The following is a 22,695-nucleotide window of genomic DNA, read 5'->3' as shown; positions in this document are numbered from 1 at the left end:
TACACCTCCTAGAATGATTTTCGGACACGAGGATCAATAACCGAATAAGAGATATCTACTAAAAAATTGATGGTTATATATACGATGGCTGAAAAAAACACTACTCCTTGGACGACTGGCAAATCCTTCGCAGTTATCGCATCTGCAACCAATCTCCCAATTCCTTGTCTTGAAAATACAGTTTCAATAACAACTGCTCCGCCCAGCATATCCCCGATCATCATCCCGATAATCGTAATCGATGGAATTAACGCATTTCTTAATGCGTGCTTATACATAACCGTTTTTTCTGATAGCCCCTTTGATCTTAATGTGAGGATATATTGCTCATTCATAACCTCCAGCATGCTGTTTCTTACCATGCGGACAATCGCCCCAGAACCGACAAGTCCTAATGCAATAGAAGGCAGAACAAGCGTAATCCAGCCGTCTGACCCTATTGAAGGGAACCAGCCGAGTGTGACAGAAAAAATTAGAATTAATAAAATACCTGACCAAAAGGTAGGCATTGAAATGCCAAATAAACCTATTAATCTAGCAACATAATCAATAACACTGTTATGGTGAATGGCTGAAAAAACACCTAATGTAATACCAAAAATAATGGAAAGTATCGCACTTACGATGGTTAGGGCAATGGTGGCAGGAAACTGTGTAATGATTTTGTCTAAAACTGGCGCGTTGTTAACAATGGAGTGCCCAAAATCTCCTTGTAGAATATTTTTTAAATATTCCAAAAACTGAGTGTGAAAAGGCAGGTCTAAACCTAGCTCTTCCCGTAAATTAGCGGCCATTTCAGGTGTGGCACCTGTTCCCTCCAGCATTTGATCCACCGCATCTCCTGGAAGGGAATAATTGATGAAGAACACTAACAACAAAGACCCTAGCAGTACAAAACCGGCAGCAATCATTCTATTTACAATAAATTTCCCCATAGACGATTCCCGCTTATACTTCTAGTGCCGTATTTGTACTATTTTGATTGCTTGGCTTTTTAATTCCTAAATGCTCTCGTAGTGTGCTGCCTGTATATTCCTTCTCGTAAATGCCTCTTTCCTGTAAAATAGGCACAACCTTTTCCACAAACTCTCTAAATTGGCTTGGAATATCAGAGTTTATAATAAAACCATCTGCTCCACCGCTTTCAAACCAGGTTTGAATCTTATCTGCAACAATTTCCGGAGTACCGATAAATGTACTTCTCGGTACAGCAACCTGCTGGGCTACTTGACGAAGTGTCAGCTTATGCTCCTTTGCCATTTTCTTGATTTTGTCAGTAGTACTCTGAAAAGCTTCTTTACCTGCATCCCCAATTTCCGGGAATGGCTCATCTAGTGGAAAAGTACTGAAATCGAAATGATCAAAAAACCTGCCAAGATAGGTAATGGCATTAGCGATTGGAACTAAGCTGATAAAATCCTCATATATTTTGTGTGCTTCCTCAACTGTGCTTGCAACTATCGGGCTAATTCCCGGAAAAATCAGAATCTCTTCATGTCCGCGTCCAGTTTGTGCTGCTTTTGCTTTTACATCGCGATAAAATTCAATCGCTTCCTCCAACGTTTCGTGTCCTGTAAAAATAGCGTCAGCAGACTCTGCAGCAAAGGATTTTCCTCTTTCTGATGAACCTGCTTGAAATATGACAGGATAGCCTTGTTGTGATCTTTCCAAATTCAGCGGTCCTTTGACAGAAAAGAACTCCCCTTCGTGATTTAATTCATGCATCTTTTCTTTGTCAAAAAACTCCCCTGTTTCCTTATTTCTGACGAAGGCGCCATCTTCCCATGAATCCCAAAGCCCCTTTACGACTTGCAGATGCTCAGCCGCTTTGTTATAACGGTCCTCATGTGATGGAAGGTCCTTGCCATTGAAATTTTGAGCCGCTCCTGCTGATGGAGATGTAACAACATTCCAGCCTGCCCTTCCTGAACTAATATGATCTAATGACAGGAATTGTCTTGCAACATTGAAAGGCTGGCTATAGGATGTGGATAATGTGCCGACAAGTCCGATCTTTTCTGTTGCTCCCGCTATGGCAGTAAGCAACGTAATAGGCTCGAATCTGTTTAAGAAATGAGGTAAAGATTTTTCACTTATAGAGAGTCCATCTGCAACAAAGATAAAACTAAAATTTGCTGATTCAGCAAGCTTTGCCCTTTCTTTGTAAAATGGTAGACTGACACTAGCATCTGCAGGAACAGATGGATGACGCCATCCATCTGTTGTTCCGCCAATACCGTGAATCATTGCACCAAACTTTATTTTTTTATCCTTTGCCATCATTTAGCCACCCTTCTTCTATTTTAAAAATTAATTATTCCTATAAAAATACTCAGTATTAAGTTAAAAAATTAAACTAGTGCTTCTTTTAATGCTTCTAAGTCTACTTTAAAGACTGCTTTATACTCTGGTGATACACCATCACCGATTTCAACTACAGGTACATAACGAATGCCATATTTCACTTCAAGTACATCTCTTAAAGAATCATTTTCTGTTACATCAATCGTAGAATACTCAAAATTATTTTCGGATAGATAAGATTTGACCTGTTCACAATAACTGCATCCAACTTTGCTCCACACAACTACTTTTTTATTTTGACTCATTATATTCCCACTCCTTGATTATTTTTTTGTTTCAACTTACTATCTTCTGCAAATGCCTCTTTGAGTAGCTTATAAGAATAAATTCTATCCTCAATATTTACAATTGGTGATAACGAAATTATTTCATCGATTTCATACTTTTCGGCAAGCAAAGTTAGTTCTTTTCCAACATTTTCCTTTGAACCAGCCACATAGCCTGCTTTTTGAACAAGCAGCTGATATTCTGATTCTCCTGCTTGACTAATTACTTTTTCTGCCTGCTCCAATGACCCTACATTCAACTTCCTGCCATCAGCAAAAATGACTTTGACAGATTCTCTTTGCTTGATATAAGAATCTGCTTGTTCATCACTGTCAGCGACAGCAACTGTTAATGCCAGCAGAAATTCACCTCCTCCATTTGGTGAAAACTGTTTAAACCTAGCTCTTGCTTCTTTCAGAATATTTTCTTCTCCGTTAATGAAGTAAGCGAACACAAAGGAAATTCCTAGCTTTGCTGCAAGCTCAGCGCTCTCTGCACTACCACCTAACAGGAATATATCTGGTTTTACTTTTGGTGCAGGAGCTGCTTTTAACTCAAGTACATTCTCTTCTTCATTTATGTATGAATGAAGATCAGCCAGTTTTTCTTCAAACGACTTTTGTTCCTCTCGTTTATCTTCCTGCAATGCCTTTGTTGAAAGATTAAGTCCCCCTGGTGCTTTGCCAACACCTAGGTCAACTCTATCAGGTGCCAGTGCGGATAATACATGAAATACCTCTGCCACCTTGTATGGACTATAATGCTGCAGCATAACTCCGCCAGATCCGATGCGGATATTTTTTGTCGATGCCAGCAGGAATCCAATCAAACTTTCTGGGGCAGAACCTGCTAATTGGTCATTATTATGATGCTCCGAAACCCAAAAACGATTGTATCCAAGAGAATCTGCAGCCTGAGCCAATTTCACCGTGTTTTGGAGACCTTGCTCTGCTTTTTCTCCTTCGCCAATTGGACTCTGATCGAGAATGCTTAATTTAATTGTCAAATTTCTCACCTCACGATTGATTTTATAAATTGAGTTAATGCATCATTAAGCCTTGCTTTTGTTTCATCCGCCAAACTATAGGAATGATCCTCGTTTTTTGTTACTTGGGTGTCTTGGATATACACGCCACTATTAATATTGGAAGCTCCTAAGTTAATAAGAACAGGTTTAAGGACATAATCTATCACCAATAAATGACCATATGTGCCACCTAATACCAGCGGCAACACTGCCTTATCCTTAAGCGTCTTTTGTGGAAGCAGGTCAATATATGTTTTGAGAATACCTGAATAAGCAGCTTTATATACTGGAGTTAGGAAAATTACCCCATCACTATTTTCAATTATTTGGTTTGCTTCTGTAATTTTTTCATTATTAAATTCGGCTTTAATTAGTGCCTCACTTGGGAGCTGATGGACTTGTATAGTAGTTGGATTAATGTTTTCCTTTTCTAAAAATTCTTTTGCATAATTTAATACACCCGTTAGGCGAGAGTGGATGGAATTTCCACCAGCTACAATCGTAATTGTTGGCATTTTTACGTCCCCTTCCAAAATTCCTTCTAAACCACTTGGATTAGTTGATAATATAGATTATAATAAAGCAAATAATTCAGAAAGTATAATCAGTAAAATTAATGCCAGGATTCAGAATTACTAAATTAAAACTTAAAAGAGGTGTTTATACATGGAGATTCGTGCAATTCGCACATTCACAACTATTGTTAAATACGGCAATTTCCTTAAGGCTGCCGAAGCTTTAAACTATTCACAGCCAACCATCACTCTTCATATTAAACATCTGGAAGAAGAAGTCGGTGAGAAGCTGTTGGAAAGAGGAAAAACATTGAAGATGACAGAGGCTGGCCGCCTGTTCTATGAAAGAGCCAACGCACTGTTACGCGAATACGACCGTTTAGATAAAACATTACAAGACTTGGAGGGAGGCTTAGCAGGCTTGATTCGGATTGGGGTTTCCGAGCCTACAGCTAGTCTTGAACTGCCCACAATAATGGCAGATTTCATCCAAAAATATCCTAAAATAGAAATTTCCCTTCATGTTGCTGACGCGAATACTTTAAGTACAATGCTTTATCAAGATGAAATTGACTTTGCTATCTGCGGCGCACCGGAAGTTTCCATGGAGAATGTTTTTAAGCCACTCTATTATGATGATATCGTGCTTCTTGTTTCCGAGTCCCATCCTCTATCCACAAAATCAATAGTAGACTTAAAGGATCTCGAAAACGAAACAATCTTGTTTACACCTCATAATTGCCCAATTCGGATTAAAATAGAGCAAACTATTGTCGAGACTATCGGCACTAATTATAAAAAATTGGAGATATCCAGTAGCATGGCGCATAAACACTATGTTCAAGCAGGACTGGGAATTTCTCTCTTTACACGCACTGCCCATTCCTTCCCATTTTCTGGAACAAAGGTATTAGAAATCAACGGAATAGATGCCGCTCCAGTAATCGGATTGTTAAGAAGGACTAATAATTTAAATGGAAAGGCCTCTTCCCATCTTTTAGCTTTAATAGAAGAGTCTTTTTCCAGAAAACACACACTGCAAGAAAAAACGTATTTATAAAAAAACAAAAAAAGGGCTGTTTATAGCCCTTTAGCTTGCTTTCTTTAACACTGAAGATGTTTCACGTCCTTTTAAATTGCCTAACTTAAACATAAGAATCCCCCCAATAATGATAAAGACTCCGATTTTTTGTTTAAGTGTGAATGGGATTGGATCTGTGCCGAACCAGCCGAAAGTATCAGAAACTAAAGCAAAGCCAAGCTGTGCAAACATTACTATTGCAATGGCATATGTTGGTCCAAGCAGCTTAACACCTGAGGTTATACAATAAACTACTCCTACACCGATAAAGCCGCTTACCAAATACCACGGCTCCATGTTTGTGAAAACAAACAGCTTTCCGCCCTCGACAACAAGTCCAGTAATAAAAGAAGCCAAAAACCCCATTCCAAGCACAAGTGTTGTCGTTGTCCAAGAGCCTGCTTTCTCCATCACTTTATTATTAAATATATTTTGGACCCCAACTAATCCTCCAGCCATTATAGCCAACAAAATTCCCAGCATTACATTTCCCCCTTACTGCTCATATATATTATCCTTTGCCATTATTTGAAGTCCTGCTCTGTCTTTAATGACGATAACTCCTTTATTCTTCTCAATTAGCCCCTCCATGCAGAATTGCTTTATTACTCGGTTCACATGACGATAGCTCGTGCCGATAAAATTTGCTACATCTTTTAAATCAAGCCAATCAAGCCTATCACTAAATGTATGCTCCTTCAGTGCTGAAACAGATAGCAAATAGCTTGCGAGTCTCACTTCAACCGGATGCATTAAATTAAAACTCATAGCTGTCGATTTCCGATAAAATTTATGAGCAATTATGTCCAGCAGAAATAGAAGAAATACAGCATCCTCATTCCCGTGCTTTTTTAACCATTCAAAATCAAATCTGATCATTTTTACTTTTGTAGAGGTAGCCTCTACTGTATTAAGGAGTTCAGCACCATTGACGTATTCTACATCACCAATTATCTCTAAAGGCTGCTTAAATGATAAGATCAGAATTTTTCCGTCCTGTGAGGTTGTATATACTTTTATCTTCCCACTAACATGAACGTAAAGAGAGCGCGCAGACTCACCTTGTGTGCAAATTCTTTCTCCTTGCTCAAATTCACATAATACAGCATGTTCTTTTAAGCGGTCATTAAAAATAGTTGTTAACTGATGTTGCTCTAAATAGGAATGAAGCTCCCTTACGTCCTTGATTTCCTTCATATTCTCCCGCCAGTCAAAGTTTTAATAATAGTAAACCGCCAATCATCATCACGATACCTAGAATGTCAGCAATTTTTAAGTTCCGTTTCTTTATCCCAAACCATCCATTAATATCAATTATAAAGGTTATTATTAGCTGTGAAATTAACACAAAGGAAACCGTAAATGTAACCCCAATCTGCAGAATTGCTTCCATATTGCTGAAAAGAATAAAGGCTGCAAATGCACCTCCAAACCAATAGATTGGATTAACACTTCCGATACTTTTCCATTTGATATCTCTAGAAGCATAAAGGATTACCGCTGCTAATAAAAAGCCGGAAAACTGGGTTATGCTTGCCGTTTGCCATATACCAATATCCTCACGAATATGGGCATTAGCTATATTTTGAATCGTTATAAACATTCCACCAAGTAAAGCAAAAAGTACGCCTTTCATTTATCCTTCCACCCTTCTCTTCTTATTAAAAAGAAAAATGGAAAAGTTAGAAAGGACATATGTCCCTTTTTTGAAAAAATGATTCATTTTATCATAACCAAGAATCTTATAGCATACTATGGAATTAGAGAAAATAAAAAACCCAGAATGAATATAAAGAGAATTACTGTCTCTTATCCATCATCTGGGTCCATATTAATTGGCAGTTATTTATTCAACTGTTTCAAAATCGGCTGCAGCTTCGATCATTCTGCCACTATTGCTGTCAGAAAGCATATACTTTTGCTGCTCCGTAAGTACAAGCAGCTTCTTCTCATCCTCTGTCAATTTCTTGACAAGGTTCTCTCTTTTGCCGCTAAATGCTTCAATATCTGATTTTAGCTGGGCAATTTGATCTTTAATGGCATCCAAGCGCTTATCCTTAAGTTGCTTATCAACTTCCTCTGTAATAAGCGGCTCATCATCTGTATCTTTTTTAAACAAAGAAAAAATAGAAGTTTTTTGTTTTTTCCTTAAACTTGCAACCATAATATGATTCTGCCTGTCTAGCAAATAATCCTGGTAGGCAGCCGATTCTAACTGTTTAATTTCTTGATTGCTTTCACTCATTTCCCTTTCGAGCTGAGTAATTTCATATTTTAGTTGATTAACAGAACGATCCATTGCTAAAATTTCAAGCAGCAGGTTCTGATAATTCATATTGCTGTTATACAAATAGTTAACAGCTTCTTTAAAATTCGAGATTTGTTCAATCAAAGCATCATTTGAACTCTTCCTATTCGATTCAAATGTCGGCTCAGCACCTAATTCCACTAACAGCTGGTTTGTAGTCATTCCTACCTTTTCCATTAATAATGAAATAAGATGTATTCTAAAAATTGTTATGTAATTAAGGCGGTAATATCTGCCGTGCTTTTGTGGTTTAATGTATATATCAGAAAGCTCACTCCGTAAATAATGCCTAATCGTAGCATCATCCCTGCCTATGAATTCACTTGCTTTTATCGCTACATAATGAGTATCAGGATTTATGGATAAAATGGAATCTGTCCAAATATCCTCTTCCGAAGTATGCGATAATGCTAGATTATATATTTGATCATATTGAAATTCTTCTAATAATAATTCTCTCAACTCTTCACGTTGATGTTTGTCTTCCACCTTGCTCACCTCCAGTTGCTCAAAAAATACACTTTATTTGATTTTACACCTAGTTCTGCAAAAAATCAAAGCTTGTAAAGGCTATTTTTACGAATCATTTACGACTATCCCTTTGTCTTGTTAATATAATTACTACGTTAGATTTACGTTCAACAAATTTAATGTACTTGAAAATATAGTTAAAGTACATTGTATTCTTACGTAAATTTCCGTTTAGTTCACAGAAAAAACTTTTATCCTGTTCTAATCTTCGTAAATACATCTATTTACAACTCGCTTACGACAAGAAAAGTTCATTAAGTATCTTTATATTTACGTACTAATTACGTAATATGTATAATCTTATGAAAAACAACCTATGTTAATTGACGTAATTCTTACATTTATCTATTGATTAGAGTCGTAAATTTTACTTTTACGACTCTTTTACGATAATAAACATTCGTGAATATACATTCTGTTTACGTTAATACGAATTAATTTACGGATTGCTTACGTAACTGCGGTGTTTGTTTATGATAAATATTTTATCTATTTACGTAAATTGTCATGTGACTTTTACATACTTTGTGTATTTACGAAGTATGTACAATCTTTATTTATAAATATACATAAATACTGTATACAATCTTTATGTAAAAATTACGGTTACACTTACTGTATTTATGTAAGTTGAACGTAACTTTTACATATATTTACCCTTTTATCTGATAGTGTTTTTCGTAAACTACTGGTTTACTATTTATTTACGACACGTATTTCTCGTAGTTAACGTACATAAATCATAGAAATAATGTAATTATTATATACATATAAGCAAGATTTACGTAGATATACGAGGAATAATATTATTTTATGGATATTATTGGTATAAATCTATGGATTTACATAAAAGAGGGGGCTTACGAACCGTTTACAACACAAAAAAAGGTTGTTAAAGAAGACTTATAGGAGCTATAGACAAAAATTCATTACCACTTAATACGGGCATTCACGAAAAATACATTATTGTGGGATTTATATAAAACTACACGTAAAAAAGATGCTTCAGGAGCATTCCTAAAGCATCTTTTTCTATTTTTTAAAGCAAATTTACTCTTAATTAAACCAAAAAAGGGGATTAAATGAGTTTTTTGCTCCTAAATTAATCATCAAGCAAGCTTAAATCGATATCATCTAAGTCAATATCATTCTCTGGCTCTGTTTTTTCTGCAGGTTTATCATTCCCCAAGTACTCAGATAGGCCTAATTCAGCAAAATCAAGGTCAAATTCCTCATCATCACTTGCAGCAGCAATAGAACTGATCACAGATTGCTGGTAGCTTACTTCTTGCTGTCTTGCTTTAAAATCTTCATATTCCTTTACTAAACCTTTAGCAAGACGCTCTGGAAGGGCATCTGCCTTAAAGAACGTATAAACACTAGTTGAAAAATTGTTTTTTTCCTCTAAATACCCGCTAAACACTGTACCATTTAACGGAAGCTTTTCAATAATTTCTTCTCTCGCATCATCAATGAAAGAACTGCCAATATCATTTGATTTATCAAGGATAGCAAGTAGTCCAATATGATGGATTCGAGCTGATGTGTTGGTTTCTTTATCAAATAACTGGATAGGCTGGTGAAGATTACTGCTATCAATTGCTTCCTTAAACATTGCTGTCACATCATGGCCGTTTCTAACAGTATTGCTAGACTTTGAGAATCTGCTGATTACAAGTGAACCTGTGTGCTCAAGGATAACTCGTCTAAAGTCAGCACTATCAAAGGTAACCGCAGTTCCACCACCAGTTGTAGCTGTATTAAGCTCATGGAAAATCTCTGCAATTTCATTGTTAGCATAATCCCTGTAGTTATCAATGCCATTTCTGCTGTTCTCTGGCAGCTGTTTAAACTCATCATAGAAATGCTGATTGTCTGCAAATACCACGAAAGCAACACCTTTATTCGGGTTTTTCGCAATATCCCAGATCTGCTGAGCAAAGTTATTCACTTGTCGAAGGGCATCAGGACCGTCAGCACGTGTAGGAATCGTCACAACGATACCAATCTTAATGAATTTTTTTCTTGCACGGATAGAAGCTTCTTTTAAATATTTCTTTGGATTTGTTTTAACTTCAGCTTCACCAAGCTCTTTGCGAATAAGGTTAAATTCTTCAATGATTTTTGGTTTATTATTGAAATCATAAAATTCCTCAATTGCCTTCACAATAGTAGAAGTACCTGTTCCACCGCCAAGGCCAGCGAAAAACATAACAAGATCATCTTGCGGTCTAATTCTTTCTTGTATAAAAGACTTCAGCTTATCCTTCGCTTTTTCATTTCTCTCCAATATATGTATAGCTTCTTCTGGGTTTTTACCCAATCCACCAAGCTCCAAGCTTACTCTGTTATTTGTTGAAATGTTCTTTAAGCCAGCCAAATCACCATCATTACTGTTTAAAGCGATACAGTTGTAGACTGATGTATTATCTTCTTTTTTAAATGCAGCAAAGCGGTCTGCCATTCTTGTTCCAGCTTGTCCAAAACCTACCATTGTAATGTTTATTGCAGGCTGGTTCTTTGTAAATGTTTTTGCCATTATTTACGCAGCTCCTTATTCTTCGATTTATTCTCTACTAGTTTGGCTATAAGTTGTTTTCCACGATTTGTTAGAAATAGAAACTTATAAGGTTTGATTGCTTCATGATAAATAAGCGACATAAACATAAGCTTATCGACCATTTTTTCGACGTTTTTACGTTCAATGTTCGTAAATACTTCTTCATATACGTACTTGTTTTTTCCAACATTTTTTCTAACAAGACGTTCCACCTTAACATTTTCAATGATATGGCTTATAGAAACACCTCGTTCTTTATTCTTTTGTTCTTCAATTGCTATGTACTGGAATACCTTAAGCAAGCCGGGATCCTGTCCAATAATATCAATGAACATTTCCAGCACCTCATCACTAAACTTAACATGCTTATGTAACTCATGAAGGGTATGATCCAAGAATCTTCCTCCTATCATATACTTATAAACTATATAATAACTAAATATAGTCTCTAATACAAGTGTCTATATAGCAGTTTTTATGACTTTTAGAATTATATTTTTATGTAAAACCCTTTATCAAAGGGGGATTTTAATAGTGTCTCTTTAAAGACACTATATATGTAATTTACGATTTTGCGCACGAATCCAATGTAAAATACATATCTTATTAGGTTAAAAATGCTCAATTTGGGGAAAACGGGTGGTTTTCATCATTTTTCCGACGTAAAAATAGAGAATAAATGCTAAGAAATTTCTTTATAGTGACTATATATAGTGTCTATAAAGAAATATTGTTATATAGGTGTTTAAGTGTAATATTGATTAAATATTTTTCTATAGACACTATATAAGCCCACTATTAATAGTGGGCTTATATAGTGTCTGCCTATTTTAAATGTATATGATTTTCAGAGATACACGGACCAATTTAAAGTTAGTCAATAATTCCCCCATTAATTACTATCTCAAATTATTAAATCAGTAAACTACAAACCTTTACGTAAAAACGACATTGCTTTATTAAAAATCAATATAACAATCGAAAAGTATGTACGTAAATTACATGTTATCTGCTGTGTTTTTTACGTAAATCACTTTTTTACAAGTCATTTACGAACTGATTTTCAGCACTTAATTTAATACTATGATCTAGATTACTAGTTTATTCTGTTCTTTCTATTAGTTCTTTTTTTATGTTTTCAGTTGGTTCGTACATGCTTGTAATGGCGTAAAGCCGACGCGTATTTATAATAGTTCTCACATCGTAAAGATAATGTTAATCATAAAGCTTATGTTATTTTACGATGCTTTTTTTTATTGTTTTTGACTTTTTTGCTAACTCTGCTAATTTTTTTAATTTCTCATTTTCTATTCCTGTGTTTTTTCCTTTTCCAGAAGTCATATATTTTCCTCCTCCAACTTATTCAATATTCGTTGTTACATAGTTTGTCCAAAAAATTGAAGTTTATACGTTCTATTTTCATAGCCTCCTTCATAATCTAGCAATATAACTTTTTGACAATTTGACACTGAGATAATAAAGAAAAAAGAGGCAAAAGGGAGGAGAGAGGGAGAAGATGGAACCTATAAATCCTATATTTACGACCAAAATAGATAAACCAAAAATAGAAACGAAAAAGGAAATAGTTCGGAAAAAAACAATTACCAAAACAGAGGGACGTAAAGAACGAGTTGATAAAAAGAAGGATGTGAAAATCCCTTTCACACCACAAGAAAGGAGATTGCTAAAAATTTTAGCCAAAAAAAGAGGACTTGAACCCACACCGTATTGCTCTTTATTGGTGAAGAAGGGGTTAGAGGAATATCAGGATTTCCCAATACGTATATACGATCCAAAGGGACAGCCTTATCCAGCAAAGTTGGAGAGGGTGTATCACGATTTACTATTTGAAATGAAAGTTAAATGGGATTGCAGTTTAAAAGAAGCAGCATATCGGATTCTTGCCTTTATGCTGGAGGAAGAGGTGAAAAGGAACCGGTGAAAAAAAGCAGATTTCCTATTTACGATGATGAAATAAGGGAGCTCTCATATAGCCCATATAATTTCTTTGATAAATGGTTTATGAAGGCTACAAGGAAATTAACAACACCTACATTACTTTCATATACTTTTTACGTTCCTGTTTCTGAGTATTTACGTGGTGAGCTGTTTTGTGATGATGTTACAGAAGCAGCTAACGAACAATTTACACATATAGATTTAGTGACACTGCTTTTAGATGATTTTTTGTACCAGGCTAAAAGGAGAAGCAATCCAGTTGAGCTTTACCATGAGCTCACAACGAGAAGTCAAAAGGCAATAAAAATCACTTCTTATCACGAGGAAGAGGATGCCATTTTAATCCCGGCAAATTCACCAAAAAAGAAGATGATTAAATGTCTTATAAATAGAAAGCAGGCTTTGAGATTAGAGGTCATGCTGAGTGATATTGCAGAGCTAGATTTAGAATATAGCTTTGAAGTAAAGGATGTGCTCAGAATGCTGTACAGTGATTTCATTCTTCAATATAAAAATGGTAACTTGTCCAATGTGGTGGATAATATCATACAAAGGCTGTCACAATAATGTACGAGTGAAAAAGGATAATAGTGCTATTAAAATAGGCAGCTATTATCCTTTATTTTTGGCTTTTTTCCACCAACCAATACACCAAATCCTCTTAAAACGGCAGCAGTGACTATTAATGGTATCTTTTCCTTCAGAACTATTTAGAAGGCATGTAGCACCCTTTAGTGACTTATAATGACCCTTAGTAATGTGATGTGTGGATTTTAAATTTTGTAAGAGTGTAAACATAAATAGAATGTTGCTGTATTCGATTCCCGATTATGAAATGGCGAAGGGCTTGCAAATGAGGTATAAACGGTGAGTAAGAGGGAGTGTTTAGATTCTTAAATCATCTAATGGAGAGAATTAAAAGTGCTATAAGCCAAAGAATGGGCATGATGATACCGCTAAATTATAGTTGTAATCAAGAAGTAACATAGTATTATAGATCTTATTTAAATATTGTCATTTTTACTTAATGGACCAAACAGTCGTAATCCAGGAATTCTGTTTTTATGATTTTTGGTGATTTCTTCTAAGTTAATTAATGCTTCCTCAAATTCTTTTTTGCTGATTTTTTTTGTTGCTAATAAAGTACACAGCATAGCATGAGCTATTGGTTTTGTATCTATTTCTACATTAACATATACATCCACATCGGAATTACCGCTTTTGTTTATTTCTGCGTTGTTCAAATCAATTTCATAATTCTCGTCATTACGGAACGGATAGATATTATTTTCCCTATCTGTAAACCTTCTTTGGGGAGACATGAACAATTCTCCTTACAGTAAAATGGCGAAACAGTTGATCCTGCTCGCCATTGTTTTTTTATTCTTGGTTTTGGTCATTTTCTTGGTTATTATCTTGATCTTGTTCTGTATCAGCATTAGCTCTAGAACGAGAGCGTACACGTGCATTGGAATCTGAATCTACATCGATATTTAAGTCGATTTTAGCATTTCCAGAGTCTTTTACCTTCGCAATGTTAGTGTTCTTATCGACGTTTTTTAAATCATTTTGGTTATCGACATTAGTGTCATTTCTTAAGTCATTATCAGAATCAAAATCTACATCTGATTTAGAACGACTATCGCTGTCACCTGAACGGGATTTAGAGTTATTTTTTTGATTGTTATCGTCACTTCTTCCACCTGGAAACCATACGTTACTCATTATTATTTCCTCCTAATCTTTATTTATTTTTATTCTATGCACAGGTGAAAAAGAGCACTAGATTAATATAATAGGACAAGCATGGATTTTTAGATAATTTATTTGGGCTAATCAAATTTTCTGCTATTACATAATTTTTTTAAAAAAAGGAATAAATAAATTGGTAGACGAATATGCTACATAGAGACATATTTTAACTGCTTGTATTTTTGTGTTCACTATTAAGTAATTAGCCGAAGAATGGAAATTGACTTAATATAATATTTTTTATTATTTTTACATAAAATAGGTGGTAAGCTTTATTTCCTTATTTTAGATAAGTATTTAGAATAATATTTAGATCTTTATTTAGAACATTTATTTAGAACCTTTAACAAAAAACCTCTAAAAACCCTCATTTTATCAAGTTTCCGAAAATAAAAAAAAGCTCAAGTCGGCATATCACATGTACAAGCTTAAAATAAACAGGTAAATAATAGACGCTAACAGTAAAAAGTTTTTTTTCACAAGTAATAAAAAGTAAATAACAACTAAATCACCACTAATAACAATTATTAGATTACAAATAACATAGTAAAAAAATTTATTAACAACTATAAAACTACAATTCACAGCCTAAAAAAAAGTCAAAAAAAATATGCTTTTCCAGCATATGGTTATTTCGCTATGGTTGAAAAATGTTAGAAGGGGAAAAAGTACGTCTTAACAAGCAAAAATATAAAAGAAGATTTTTTTTTGTAGCACAAGATCCACTCGCCTAATAGCCAGTGTTAACCCGTGTCATTATGGAGTTTTGAAAATTTTTTCGGTATGTATGGCAAAAAATGAAGCTAATGAGTCCTTTGCATTTGTTAAAGACTGGATGCGCTCACTCATGTCTATGGCTTTGTTACCATATGTTAAACATTGATTTATTAGCTTGTTAATTTGCTCGTATGACTGCTCCTTTAATAGTTGTAATTGGTTTTTCGCCGATTCTATATCACTCCAGCCGCGTTTTTGTTGAATTGCCTGTTTTTTATCTTCGTTACTTGAGGTTAATAGTGTCTCTGAGTCTTCAATTATTGACTTAGTACGAGAAATAACCCAGTTTTCAGACCAATTTTTCAGGACAAGATAAATATGCTGTGCTTTCTCAAAGCGTTGTTTTATCGGTTTAACATGATCTTCAATGCCTATATGCATAATATCGATGCCAGTTTCTTTCTCTACAATCGTTTTATGTAGGTAATGGTTATCTAACAGTGATTTGATGCTTTCTGCCTGATGACCATATTTGCCCATTTCATCTAATAGTACATTATAAATAATCGTGCTGAAATAAGCTGAAGCCTGTTTAGGCTCAGTCAAAAAATGTATATTGGAAGGGAGTACGGCTGCCAGCTGTTCGATTGCCGTATCATAAATAAATCTGGCTAGTGAAAGTATTTCATCCTTTGCATCACTAATAACCCCCTGTTTAGCCATTATTTTTTCATTGCTAAAGAGAGAGTTGTATAAATACTTGCCGACACTTTCAATTTCCATACAAAAACTGTCATTAAGATATCCATGGAAGCCAGATTCGAACATCTTTTTGCGCAAAAGCTGCCTTTCTGTATAATTGCTTGCGAATTCATCTAATGTTCCTTGTTTAAATTCAAAGGAGACAGCTAGTTTTCTAGTGTAAATATTGCTCACTAAATGAACCTTCACTATTTTGGAAAGTTCAGAGTTATTGAGTTCACTAATGGCTTCATAAAGGCGGCCTTTTGTAAAATAGGGATGTCCATATGTATATTTGGAAGGCACAATATCGTGATAATCAAACATAACAGATTCCGCTTTTTGAACAGACATACGATATGCAGCCATTAACAACAATCTTTTAGAATTTATTGATAACCTTTGAAACGAATCTTCATAAAAGAAGGAATACTTTTTGCAATAACGATCTGTTTTACTGTTAAAGCCTAAATTCCGTGTAAGTCCACGCTTAAATTTATATTTAGTTCCTTCTGTTGTTTCAACAGGAATATAGATGTTTCCACGTTTAAAGGATGTAAATTTATGTATGATCTGCCGTAAATATTTCTTTTTTGTGCCTGCTTTTGCAGCAATGACAGAATCTGGTGCTTGGATTATACCATCCCAATCAGTGTGTAGAAGGGAATACAGGCATACATCAAATTCTTTAGATGATACATTATGTAATAAATACTGATACGTTTCCTCGTAAATCACTTTATTGTAACCTCCTTTCCCATTAAATTGGATCATCATAAGAGTATAAAAGCTGTGTAACAATTATGTACTTCATAGTCTTTAAATTAATATCTATATTTATATATCATTTATTATATACACCAAAAAAAAGAGGTGTAAATGGCACGAAGAAATGGTGAAAAAATGATGTAGAAGGCTATAATACAACAAATAATGAAGCACGAAGAAATGGTGAAAATTTTTAAAGGAGACTATAATAGCAAGGTTTTTGAAGTCTTTTTGATAATGGAAAAAAATTTTTGCACGAAGAAATGGTGAAAAGATAGTACATTCACTCTAAGTAAAAAACAATAAAGTGAAATAGCACGATAAAATGGTGAAAAAAAGCGAAGAACGGTATTATGTTTGTCGAATATTGTCGAAAACAAAATTAGTATTTTCGTTCTTAAGCACGAAAAATCGGTGAAAATTTTATACTTTAGATAAGCGAGAAAAAAAAGCACGACATAATTGGGAAAAAAACAAAAAAACACGAAGAAATGGTGTAAAAATTCGAGGTTGGAAGTGGATAAACCCAGACATCTAGTACATTGACATTATAATGGCTAATATATAAAAAAAAAGCACGATAATATAGTGAAAAAAAAATGCTGTTTTTATTATTTAGGCGCATTTATAGAGAAAAACACGAAGAAATGGTGAAAATTTATTGTATTTTAAGAAAAGCACGAAGAAATGGTGAAAAAATTTTGCGTTTTAATAAAAAGTATTCCGTATAGAGCATTCATCAAAAGAGATTTGCATATTACTTAGAACCTGTTTGGACGATAACAGTCTTGTTTATAAACCATTAAATAGCAAAAAAAGAGCTTTAATAGCAGTTTTATTTTAGTGAAATAAAAAAAGCACGATAAAATGGTGAAAAAATTTATAGGTTTTAAAAAAGCACGATAAAATGGTGTAAAAAAAATGTGGTTTTGGCTATTAAGCTCCTAAGGTAAAAAAGCACGACAAAATGGTGAAAAAAAATGAAGGTTTTTTGGTCATTTAGATGTTTTAAAAAAGCACGAAGAAATGGTGAAAAAAAATGAAGGTGTCAACACTGAAAAAAGCACGAAGAAATGGTGTAAATTTTTTTTATCTAACAATAAGATGTTTCTTTAATTAGGTAGTCGTAAAGAAAAAGAGCACCCCAAGCGTTTAGGCATTGGGGATGCTCTTGTTTTATGTTTCTAAGAATAACACCTTTTGATGCTTAGCATCGATTAAATCCTCGGCTTCATGCTCCGTAATAGGAAGGAACTCAATATGAAACACATCATTCACACGGCGGAAGCTTTTTATTGTCACCTGGTTGTTCACTAATTCATGAAGTGAGTTTTCCACTTTCGTTAAAGCATCCTTTTTTCTTGTAGGTAATCGTAGGCGTCTAGTAAAAAAGGCGAGAGGATAGGCAATACCTTTCTTTCGATCAATGGAGTCATCAAGAAGGGAGTTTTTCGCAAATCGCTCTTTTTGCAGAATGAATACAATATTCTCAGATAGTTCAAGCTGGAAATTCTGGATTTTATCACTATAGATTTTCGTCACTTGATTGTCGATATACCGTTGATGCATGAATTCATTTATTTTTATTTCGGCTTTTGTTTCTGCTTCATCTAAATAAGTAATATGGTCAAAAAGGTCAAATATATACTTTTTGCCGTCATCGGCCTTAATGTCAAAGCTAAGATGCTTTAGTTTTTCAAGACGTTCTCTTATTCGTTTATATTCCTTAACACCTCTTGAGGAATACATGTTTTTAACAATGTCGCCAATATCGACATAGATTTTTTGTTTTTCCACAAATTCATAGTCTCTTCTGGAAAGAATAAAGTTAAATATCTCGTAATCCATCGGAGTCAAAGCGATTGAATTTTTTTCTTCAATCAAGGTTTTGCCAAGAAGTGTCCGGATAGACAAGTTGCCATCTTCATAGATTTCAGCAGTTACACTATTTTCAACAGCTAGATCCTCGTGAAAATCCATGAATTTGGTTCTGCCTGTTTTTCCTGGCAGGGGAAGCTCGCTGAAAAGATCATTCACTTCTTTAACAATTCGGTTAAAATCACCGCCGAACTCTTCAATTACAAGGCTTGTTACGGTTATGATGGAGTCAATCTTCAAAGTGTTTTTTATTTGGTTTTTGGTTTTGTCTTTAATATATTTATAATCTGACAAGAGCTTTGTATCATCATTGACCCATTTATCGACTTCGCTTAAGCGATCAGCAATTAAGTCCTTGATATCTGTAACATGGTAATTATTTGCTAAGTCAATAAATCCTTTCTCAATTCCTTCACGGATGAATTTTACTTCAGCCATCAATTCCTTTGGATTTTTGCTTGTTTTGTTTATGCTTTTAATTAGAGCAGAATGCCAGTTTTTCTTCGTTCGTTTGAACTTATCTCGATAATAGAGAGAGCGCAGCTCTTTTAAGTTCCTTTGCCTGCCGGTTTCTGGCTCAATTAGTTCTTCAAAAAAGATGACAGCTAAAAATTCTCTAACATCATCGCCTATTTTGCTGTTATATAAATCCAGAAAGGATGTTCCCAAACGTTCAAGTGTTGCGTCTACTAGATAGTTTTTTGGTAAGGCCAATAATACCAACTCCTTTGTTGCTCCCATAGCTCTATTATAAACCGCAATGTTTGCTTGCCTCCATTTAAATTAAAGATAATGTGTCAGATCCTTGTTGTGTAAATGATATAAAAAATGAAATAGTTATAGGGAAGTACATTCCCTGCAAAAAAACACAGGCATACCATAGTCTAACCCATTTTATTATACACAAAAATTATGAATGGGCTCAAGGGTAGAAATATAACACAAAAACTTACCTTGCTTAGGTGGATTTTTCATTTTTACCTCTTGAACCTCCAGTAACGTCAGGATTTATAATAGAAACATACTAATTATGGGAGGTATGTAAATGAAAGGAAAAGAAAGCTTTGCAATCGGAGAAATTTCAGCTAAATCTGGTATATCTATTCGCACCTTACATTATTATGATGAGATTGGCTTATTGAAGCCAGAAAAACATCCTATATCTGGACATCGTATATATAAAAATCAAGATATTATCACGCTCCAAAAGATTACAAGCTTGAAATTTTTAGGTTATAGCTTAGAGAAAATCGCCAATTTATTAGGGGAAGAAAGTTTTACTGTTAGTTTAAATGATACTTTGCAGCTTCATTTACAAGTGCTGGAGGAAGAGAAGGAAAAAGTGGAGCAGTCCATACATGCCATAAAAAGAGTTGTCTCCTTAATGGAGATGGAGGCTGAAATTGACAGCAGCGTTTTATTTACCTTAATACATGCTATTAAAACAGAACCCCTTCAAAAATATTGGATGGCAAAAAATGAATTAGCAGATATAGGGGAAAAACTGTATCAAAAAACAGAGAAAGAAATACAGAATCTTGATAAAACTTATATTCAATTGGCAAAGGAATTAAAGCTACTCTATGGTAGACCGGTAAAGGACCCAGAAGTACAGAAAATGATCACATCTTATTTAGAAGCATCGTTTGCCTTTCTCGGGGAGGATATATTAGAAAATTTGGCTGAGGTTGATCTGGAAAACATAAATATTGATGAGCTTGAGGAGCTGACGCATTCTCCCTTTACAGAGGAGGAGGAAAAATGGCTGCATGAAGCCATCATTTATAATATGGGGCTTGAAGATTAGACAGATACAGAGGGGTCCATAAAAAAACAGTGGGAACTAAAAAATCCCACTGTTTTATGCTTTAACTTTATTTTTCACATCGAGTCTGAAGGTATAAATTTGGCTTGCGCCAACAAGGCGGAAGCCTTGGCCTTCATTATAGTCTAATTTTAAATCCTCGTTAATGTGACTGATTGTCATTTTATCTAGATATAGAACAATCCCATTGTCCTCGAATTTTGTATCCTCTTCTTTTTTATGATCGATAGCAAGATCATAATTATAAGTATAGCTGCAGCCGCCGCTGAAAACACTTGTTAATTTGAATGCAGCATCCTCTGGCTGATCATATGAACGCAGTTTTTCAGCTGCTTTATCTGTAATTGTTAACTTCATCATAATCGCTCCTTCACCTGAGAAACATGTAATTGGATTATAAGAATAATTATAGTTCAACAGAACTGTTTAATAAATTATTCTGCCTGAATATGCTCTATATTAATTTTCCCAGTAATGAATCTTTAAAACATAATAAAGTGCCATAAAGAAGCGGGCTGAATTAATAATATGCTAAAATGAAGTGAATTTTAGGTTAGAAAGGGGAAAAATGAAAACGAGAATAACGGATTTACTGAAAATAGAGCGTCCAATCATTCAAGGTGGCTTAGCGTATTTAGGAAATGCAGAGCTTGCTGCAGCAGTTTCAAATGCTGGCGGACTTGGTCAGATTACGGCAATGACACTAAACACACCAGAAAGACTGAAGGAAGAGATTCAAAAAGTAAGGAAGCTGACAGATAAGCCTTTTGGAGTCAATTTTGCGATTGGTTCTTATAATGGGGCTTATATGGAGCTTTTGGAAATGGCAATAGCAGAAAAAGTGAAAGTCATTTCCATCACAGGCGGTAATCCACAGCCTATTTTAGAGCGAATTAAAGGGGAAGGTATTTTATCACTTGTGCTTGTTTCAACTGTTAGACAAGCACTTAAAGCAGAGCTGCTTGGAGCGTCTGCTGTCATTGCAGTAGGGCAAGAAGGCGGGGGACATATTGGCAAGGATGATATTGGCACAATGGTTCTGATTCCACGAGTTGCAGAGTCTGTCTCAATCCCTGTTATTGCTAGCGGTGGAATTGGTGATGGTAGAGGTTTTCTCGCTACATTAGCACTTGGTGCACAAGGAATTGAAATGGGAACCCGTTTTATAGCGACAGCTGAATGTGTCGACGCTATTCAAACATATAAAGCTGCACTTGTAGAAGGCACAGAGATGGACACTGTTGTTATAAAACGCACATTTGGTACTCCAGGAAGGGTTTTAAAATCAAATTATACGTTGGATATCATAGAGAAGGAAAGGCAAGGAGCCAAATATGAGGATTTAAAAGATAAGATAAGCGGTAAATCCAATTTGAAATTTATTTATGACGATGATCAAGTAAATGGATTTGCATGGGCTGGACAGGTAATGGGGCTAATTAATGATGTACCCACAGTTAGTCATTTAATGGATAAAATAATGAAGGATGCAACAGAAGGAGCGGTACGTCTTCAAAGTATATGTAAGGGATAAATGAGCCGACCCACATAGGCTGGCATAAAAGTATACAAAAGGGGATGCCATTATAAACTGGTACCCCCTTTATTGCTTCTTATTTAAGCTGATGTAGCACCTTGTCCACCGTCTATACGGTAATAAGAGCCGGAAATAAACGATGCATCCTCTGATGCCAAAAAGGCCATCAAGTTAACGATTTCTTCTGCTGTAGCATAACGTTTCATTGGGACAGAAGCTTCAAATTGCTCTTTAGCATTATCTTCATTGCCTGGCATAGCATTTGTCTCAATAGATCGCATCATTTGCGTATCAACACCAGATGGAGCTACTGCATTTACACGAACATTGTATGGAGCACCTTCAAGTGCTGCTGTTTTCGTTAACCCAATAACACCGTGTTTTGATGCAACATAAAGTCCCATTCCTGGAGCTCCAAGAAGCCCGCCGTTTGAAGCAGTATTAACAATCGCGCCGCTTTTCTGTTCATTCATTACCTTAAGTACATACTTGAGACCATAGAAAACACCTTTTAGATTAACATTTATTACCGCATCAAAATTTTCTGCTGTTTGATCCACTAGATTAGCAAATTTGCCGTTAATTCCAGCATTATTAATGAAAACATCAATTCGGCCATAATGTTCTTTTGTTGCTTCAACAAAGCTTTTTACATCTTCTTCAACTGCAACATTTCCTTCTAGCAAAAGAATATGATCACTAGTGACCTCTGCTGCAACCTTCGTTAAATTTTCTTTTTTTAAATCAACTAACGCAAGTTTTGCACCTTCATTAGCAAACTTTTTAGCAGCAGCGATACCGATACCCCCGGCAGCTCCTGTAATTAAAACAACTTTTCCTGAAAAACTCATCCCAAATCCCTCCA

General features: G+C 35.0%; 22 protein-coding genes. 5 read left to right on the top strand and 17 right to left on the bottom strand.

All coding sequences use genetic code 11. The features are described from left to right. Positions 1 to 8: 8 nt before the first annotated feature. From NQZ71_RS23935 to ssuE, 5 genes are all read right to left on the bottom strand, one after another. Positions 9 to 935 (bottom strand): ABC transporter permease, encoded by a 927-nt coding sequence (locus NQZ71_RS23935; protein ID WP_127738394.1) that lies wholly within the window; start codon positions 933 to 935, stop codon positions 9 to 11. A gap of 13 nt (positions 936 to 948) precedes the next feature. Beyond that, positions 949 to 2,280 (bottom strand): LLM class flavin-dependent oxidoreductase, encoded by a 1,332-nt coding sequence (locus tag NQZ71_RS23930; protein ID WP_317012528.1) that lies wholly within the window; start codon positions 2,278 to 2,280, stop codon positions 949 to 951. A 71-nt stretch (positions 2,281 to 2,351) separates the two neighbouring features. Beyond that, positions 2,352 to 2,609 (bottom strand): glutaredoxin family protein, encoded by a 258-nt coding sequence (locus NQZ71_RS23925; protein ID WP_127738396.1) that lies wholly within the window; start codon positions 2,607 to 2,609, stop codon positions 2,352 to 2,354. Next, positions 2,609 to 3,637 (bottom strand): LLM class flavin-dependent oxidoreductase, encoded by a 1,029-nt coding sequence (locus tag NQZ71_RS23920; RefSeq protein ID WP_144457714.1) that lies wholly within the window; start codon positions 3,635 to 3,637, stop codon positions 2,609 to 2,611. The genes NQZ71_RS23925 and NQZ71_RS23920 overlap by 1 nt, the downstream gene beginning before the upstream one ends. Positions 3,638 to 3,642: 5 nt before the next feature. Beyond that, positions 3,643 to 4,173, bottom strand: a complete 531-nt coding sequence (ssuE, locus tag NQZ71_RS23915) for an NADPH-dependent FMN reductase (protein WP_144457716.1) — start codon at positions 4,171 to 4,173, stop codon at positions 3,643 to 3,645. Positions 4,174 to 4,324: 151 nt separating this feature from the next. Between ssuE and NQZ71_RS23910 the strand changes: the two genes are divergently transcribed. Beyond that, entirely contained in the window at positions 4,325 to 5,233 is a 909-nt protein-coding gene (locus tag NQZ71_RS23910; RefSeq protein WP_317011886.1) for a LysR family transcriptional regulator, read from the top strand. Positions 5,234 to 5,263: 30 nt separating this feature from the next. Here the strand turns inward: NQZ71_RS23910 and NQZ71_RS23905 are convergent, their stop codons facing one another. The 6 genes from NQZ71_RS23905 to NQZ71_RS23880 all read right to left on the bottom strand — a co-directional run bounded on the left by NQZ71_RS23905 (position 5,264) and on the right by NQZ71_RS23880 (position 11,048). Next, positions 5,264 to 5,737 carry a DMT family transporter gene (locus NQZ71_RS23905; RefSeq protein WP_144457720.1) on the bottom strand — a complete coding sequence of 158 codons (474 nt, stop codon included), beginning with the start codon at positions 5,735 to 5,737 and terminating at the stop codon, positions 5,264 to 5,266. Positions 5,738 to 5,749: 12 nt separating this feature from the next. Then, entirely contained in the window at positions 5,750 to 6,451 is a 702-nt protein-coding gene (locus NQZ71_RS23900) for a Crp/Fnr family transcriptional regulator (protein ID WP_317011885.1), read from the bottom strand. A gap of 13 nt (positions 6,452 to 6,464) precedes the next feature. Next, positions 6,465 to 6,890 (bottom strand): DMT family transporter, encoded by a 426-nt coding sequence (locus NQZ71_RS23895; protein ID WP_144457724.1) that lies wholly within the window; start codon positions 6,888 to 6,890, stop codon positions 6,465 to 6,467. Positions 6,891 to 7,100: 210 nt separating this feature from the next. After that, positions 7,101 to 8,051 (bottom strand): PH domain-containing protein, encoded by a 951-nt coding sequence (locus NQZ71_RS23890; protein ID WP_144457725.1) that lies wholly within the window; start codon positions 8,049 to 8,051, stop codon positions 7,101 to 7,103. Positions 8,052 to 9,195: 1,144 nt separating this feature from the next. Beyond that, complete coding sequence (locus NQZ71_RS23885) at positions 9,196 to 10,632, bottom strand: cell division protein FtsZ (RefSeq protein ID WP_144457727.1); 1,437 nt, start codon at positions 10,630 to 10,632, stop codon at positions 9,196 to 9,198. Next, a complete protein-coding gene (locus NQZ71_RS23880) occupies positions 10,632 to 11,048 on the bottom strand; it encodes a hypothetical protein (RefSeq protein ID WP_127738405.1) in 417 nt (138 codons plus the stop codon). The genes NQZ71_RS23885 and NQZ71_RS23880 overlap by 1 nt, the downstream gene beginning before the upstream one ends. A gap of 1,121 nt (positions 11,049 to 12,169) precedes the next feature. Between NQZ71_RS23880 and NQZ71_RS23875 the strand changes: the two genes are divergently transcribed. Together NQZ71_RS23875 and NQZ71_RS23870 are read left to right on the top strand one after the other, a co-directional pair. Beyond that, a complete protein-coding gene (locus NQZ71_RS23875; protein WP_260054966.1) occupies positions 12,170 to 12,595 on the top strand; it encodes a hypothetical protein in 426 nt (141 codons plus the stop codon). Continuing rightward, positions 12,592 to 13,179, top strand: coding sequence for a hypothetical protein (locus NQZ71_RS23870; RefSeq protein WP_144457729.1), 588 nt, complete (start codon positions 12,592 to 12,594; stop codon positions 13,177 to 13,179). Before NQZ71_RS23875 ends, NQZ71_RS23870 begins: the two co-directional genes overlap by 4 nt. A gap of 437 nt (positions 13,180 to 13,616) precedes the next feature. On the opposite strand, the gene NQZ71_RS23865 is transcribed toward NQZ71_RS23870, so the two are convergent. The 4 genes from NQZ71_RS23865 to NQZ71_RS23850 form a co-directional block, all read right to left on the bottom strand. Continuing rightward, entirely contained in the window at positions 13,617 to 13,934 is a 318-nt protein-coding gene (locus tag NQZ71_RS23865; protein ID WP_317011884.1) for a hypothetical protein, read from the bottom strand. Between the two features lie 58 nt (positions 13,935 to 13,992). Further along, positions 13,993 to 14,337 carry a hypothetical protein gene (locus tag NQZ71_RS23860; RefSeq protein ID WP_317011883.1) on the bottom strand — a complete coding sequence of 115 codons (345 nt, stop codon included), beginning with the start codon at positions 14,335 to 14,337 and terminating at the stop codon, positions 13,993 to 13,995. A 783-nt stretch (positions 14,338 to 15,120) separates the two neighbouring features. Then, positions 15,121 to 16,560, bottom strand: a complete 1,440-nt coding sequence (locus NQZ71_RS23855) for a hypothetical protein (protein ID WP_260054963.1) — start codon at positions 16,558 to 16,560, stop codon at positions 15,121 to 15,123. 1,206 nt (positions 16,561 to 17,766) lie between these two features. Beyond that, complete coding sequence (locus NQZ71_RS23850; protein ID WP_317011882.1) at positions 17,767 to 19,182, bottom strand: hypothetical protein; 1,416 nt, start codon at positions 19,180 to 19,182, stop codon at positions 17,767 to 17,769. A gap of 331 nt (positions 19,183 to 19,513) precedes the next feature. Here NQZ71_RS23850 and NQZ71_RS23845 point away from each other — a divergent pair, with 331 nt between their 5' ends. After that, positions 19,514 to 20,275, top strand: coding sequence for a MerR family transcriptional regulator (locus tag NQZ71_RS23845; RefSeq protein WP_317011881.1), 762 nt, complete (start codon positions 19,514 to 19,516; stop codon positions 20,273 to 20,275). A 54-nt stretch (positions 20,276 to 20,329) separates the two neighbouring features. Here the strand turns inward: NQZ71_RS23845 and NQZ71_RS23840 are convergent, their stop codons facing one another. Beyond that, the gene (locus NQZ71_RS23840) at positions 20,330 to 20,653 is read right to left on the bottom strand and encodes an iron-sulfur cluster biosynthesis family protein (RefSeq protein ID WP_144457741.1); all 324 of its coding nucleotides are present in this window, start codon (positions 20,651 to 20,653) and stop codon (positions 20,330 to 20,332) included. Between the two features lie 208 nt (positions 20,654 to 20,861). On the opposite strand from NQZ71_RS23840, the gene NQZ71_RS23835 reads away from it, so the two are divergent. Beyond that, positions 20,862 to 21,827, top strand: a complete 966-nt coding sequence (locus NQZ71_RS23835; protein ID WP_317011880.1) for an NAD(P)H-dependent flavin oxidoreductase — start codon at positions 20,862 to 20,864, stop codon at positions 21,825 to 21,827. A gap of 83 nt (positions 21,828 to 21,910) precedes the next feature. On the opposite strand, the gene NQZ71_RS23830 is transcribed toward NQZ71_RS23835, so the two are convergent. Beyond that, on the bottom strand, positions 21,911 to 22,681 hold the full coding sequence (locus tag NQZ71_RS23830; RefSeq protein ID WP_317011879.1) for an SDR family NAD(P)-dependent oxidoreductase: 771 nt from the start codon (positions 22,679 to 22,681) through the stop codon (positions 21,911 to 21,913). Between the last annotated feature and the right edge of the window lie 14 nt (positions 22,682 to 22,695).

The sequence above is a fragment of the Niallia taxi genome (assembly GCF_032818155.1).
In the GTDB taxonomy this organism is placed as follows: domain Bacteria; phylum Bacillota; class Bacilli; order Bacillales; family Cytobacillaceae; genus Niallia; species Niallia taxi_A.
The sequence above is the reverse complement of the archived record's forward strand: the minus strand, read 5'-3'. Positions and strand labels throughout refer to the sequence as shown.

Excerpts from the sequence above, each read along its gene's own strand:
- NQZ71_RS23865 (WP_317011884.1), bottom strand. The coding sequence starts at position 13,934 with ATGTCTCCCCAAAGAAGGTTTACAGATAGGGAAAATAATATCTATCCG.
- NQZ71_RS23910 (WP_317011886.1), top strand. The coding sequence starts at position 4,325 with ATGGAGATTCGTGCAATTCGCACATTCACAACTATTGTTAAATACGGC.
- NQZ71_RS23900 (WP_317011885.1), bottom strand. The coding sequence starts at position 6,451 with ATGAAGGAAATCAAGGACGTAAGGGAGCTTCATTCCTATTTAGAGCAA.
- NQZ71_RS23845 (WP_317011881.1), top strand. The coding sequence starts at position 19,514 with ATGAAAGGAAAAGAAAGCTTTGCAATCGGAGAAATTTCAGCTAAATCT.
- NQZ71_RS23835 (WP_317011880.1), top strand. The coding sequence starts at position 20,862 with ATGAAAACGAGAATAACGGATTTACTGAAAATAGAGCGTCCAATCATT.
- NQZ71_RS23840 (WP_144457741.1), bottom strand. The coding sequence starts at position 20,653 with ATGATGAAGTTAACAATTACAGATAAAGCAGCTGAAAAACTGCGTTCA.
- NQZ71_RS23885 (WP_144457727.1), bottom strand. The coding sequence starts at position 10,632 with ATGGCAAAAACATTTACAAAGAACCAGCCTGCAATAAACATTACAATG.
- NQZ71_RS23895 (WP_144457724.1), bottom strand. The coding sequence starts at position 6,890 with ATGAAAGGCGTACTTTTTGCTTTACTTGGTGGAATGTTTATAACGATT.
- NQZ71_RS23930 (WP_317012528.1), bottom strand. The coding sequence starts at position 2,280 with ATGGCAAAGGATAAAAAAATAAAGTTTGGTGCAATGATTCACGGTATT.
- NQZ71_RS23875 (WP_260054966.1), top strand. The coding sequence starts at position 12,170 with ATGGAACCTATAAATCCTATATTTACGACCAAAATAGATAAACCAAAA.
- NQZ71_RS23905 (WP_144457720.1), bottom strand. The coding sequence starts at position 5,737 with ATGCTGGGAATTTTGTTGGCTATAATGGCTGGAGGATTAGTTGGGGTC.
- NQZ71_RS23925 (WP_127738396.1), bottom strand. The coding sequence starts at position 2,609 with ATGAGTCAAAATAAAAAAGTAGTTGTGTGGAGCAAAGTTGGATGCAGT.
- NQZ71_RS23935 (WP_127738394.1), bottom strand. The coding sequence starts at position 935 with ATGGGGAAATTTATTGTAAATAGAATGATTGCTGCCGGTTTTGTACTG.
- ssuE (WP_144457716.1), bottom strand. The coding sequence starts at position 4,173 with ATGCCAACAATTACGATTGTAGCTGGTGGAAATTCCATCCACTCTCGC.
- NQZ71_RS23830 (WP_317011879.1), bottom strand. The coding sequence starts at position 22,681 with ATGAGTTTTTCAGGAAAAGTTGTTTTAATTACAGGAGCTGCCGGGGGT.
- NQZ71_RS23860 (WP_317011883.1), bottom strand. The coding sequence starts at position 14,337 with ATGAGTAACGTATGGTTTCCAGGTGGAAGAAGTGACGATAACAATCAA.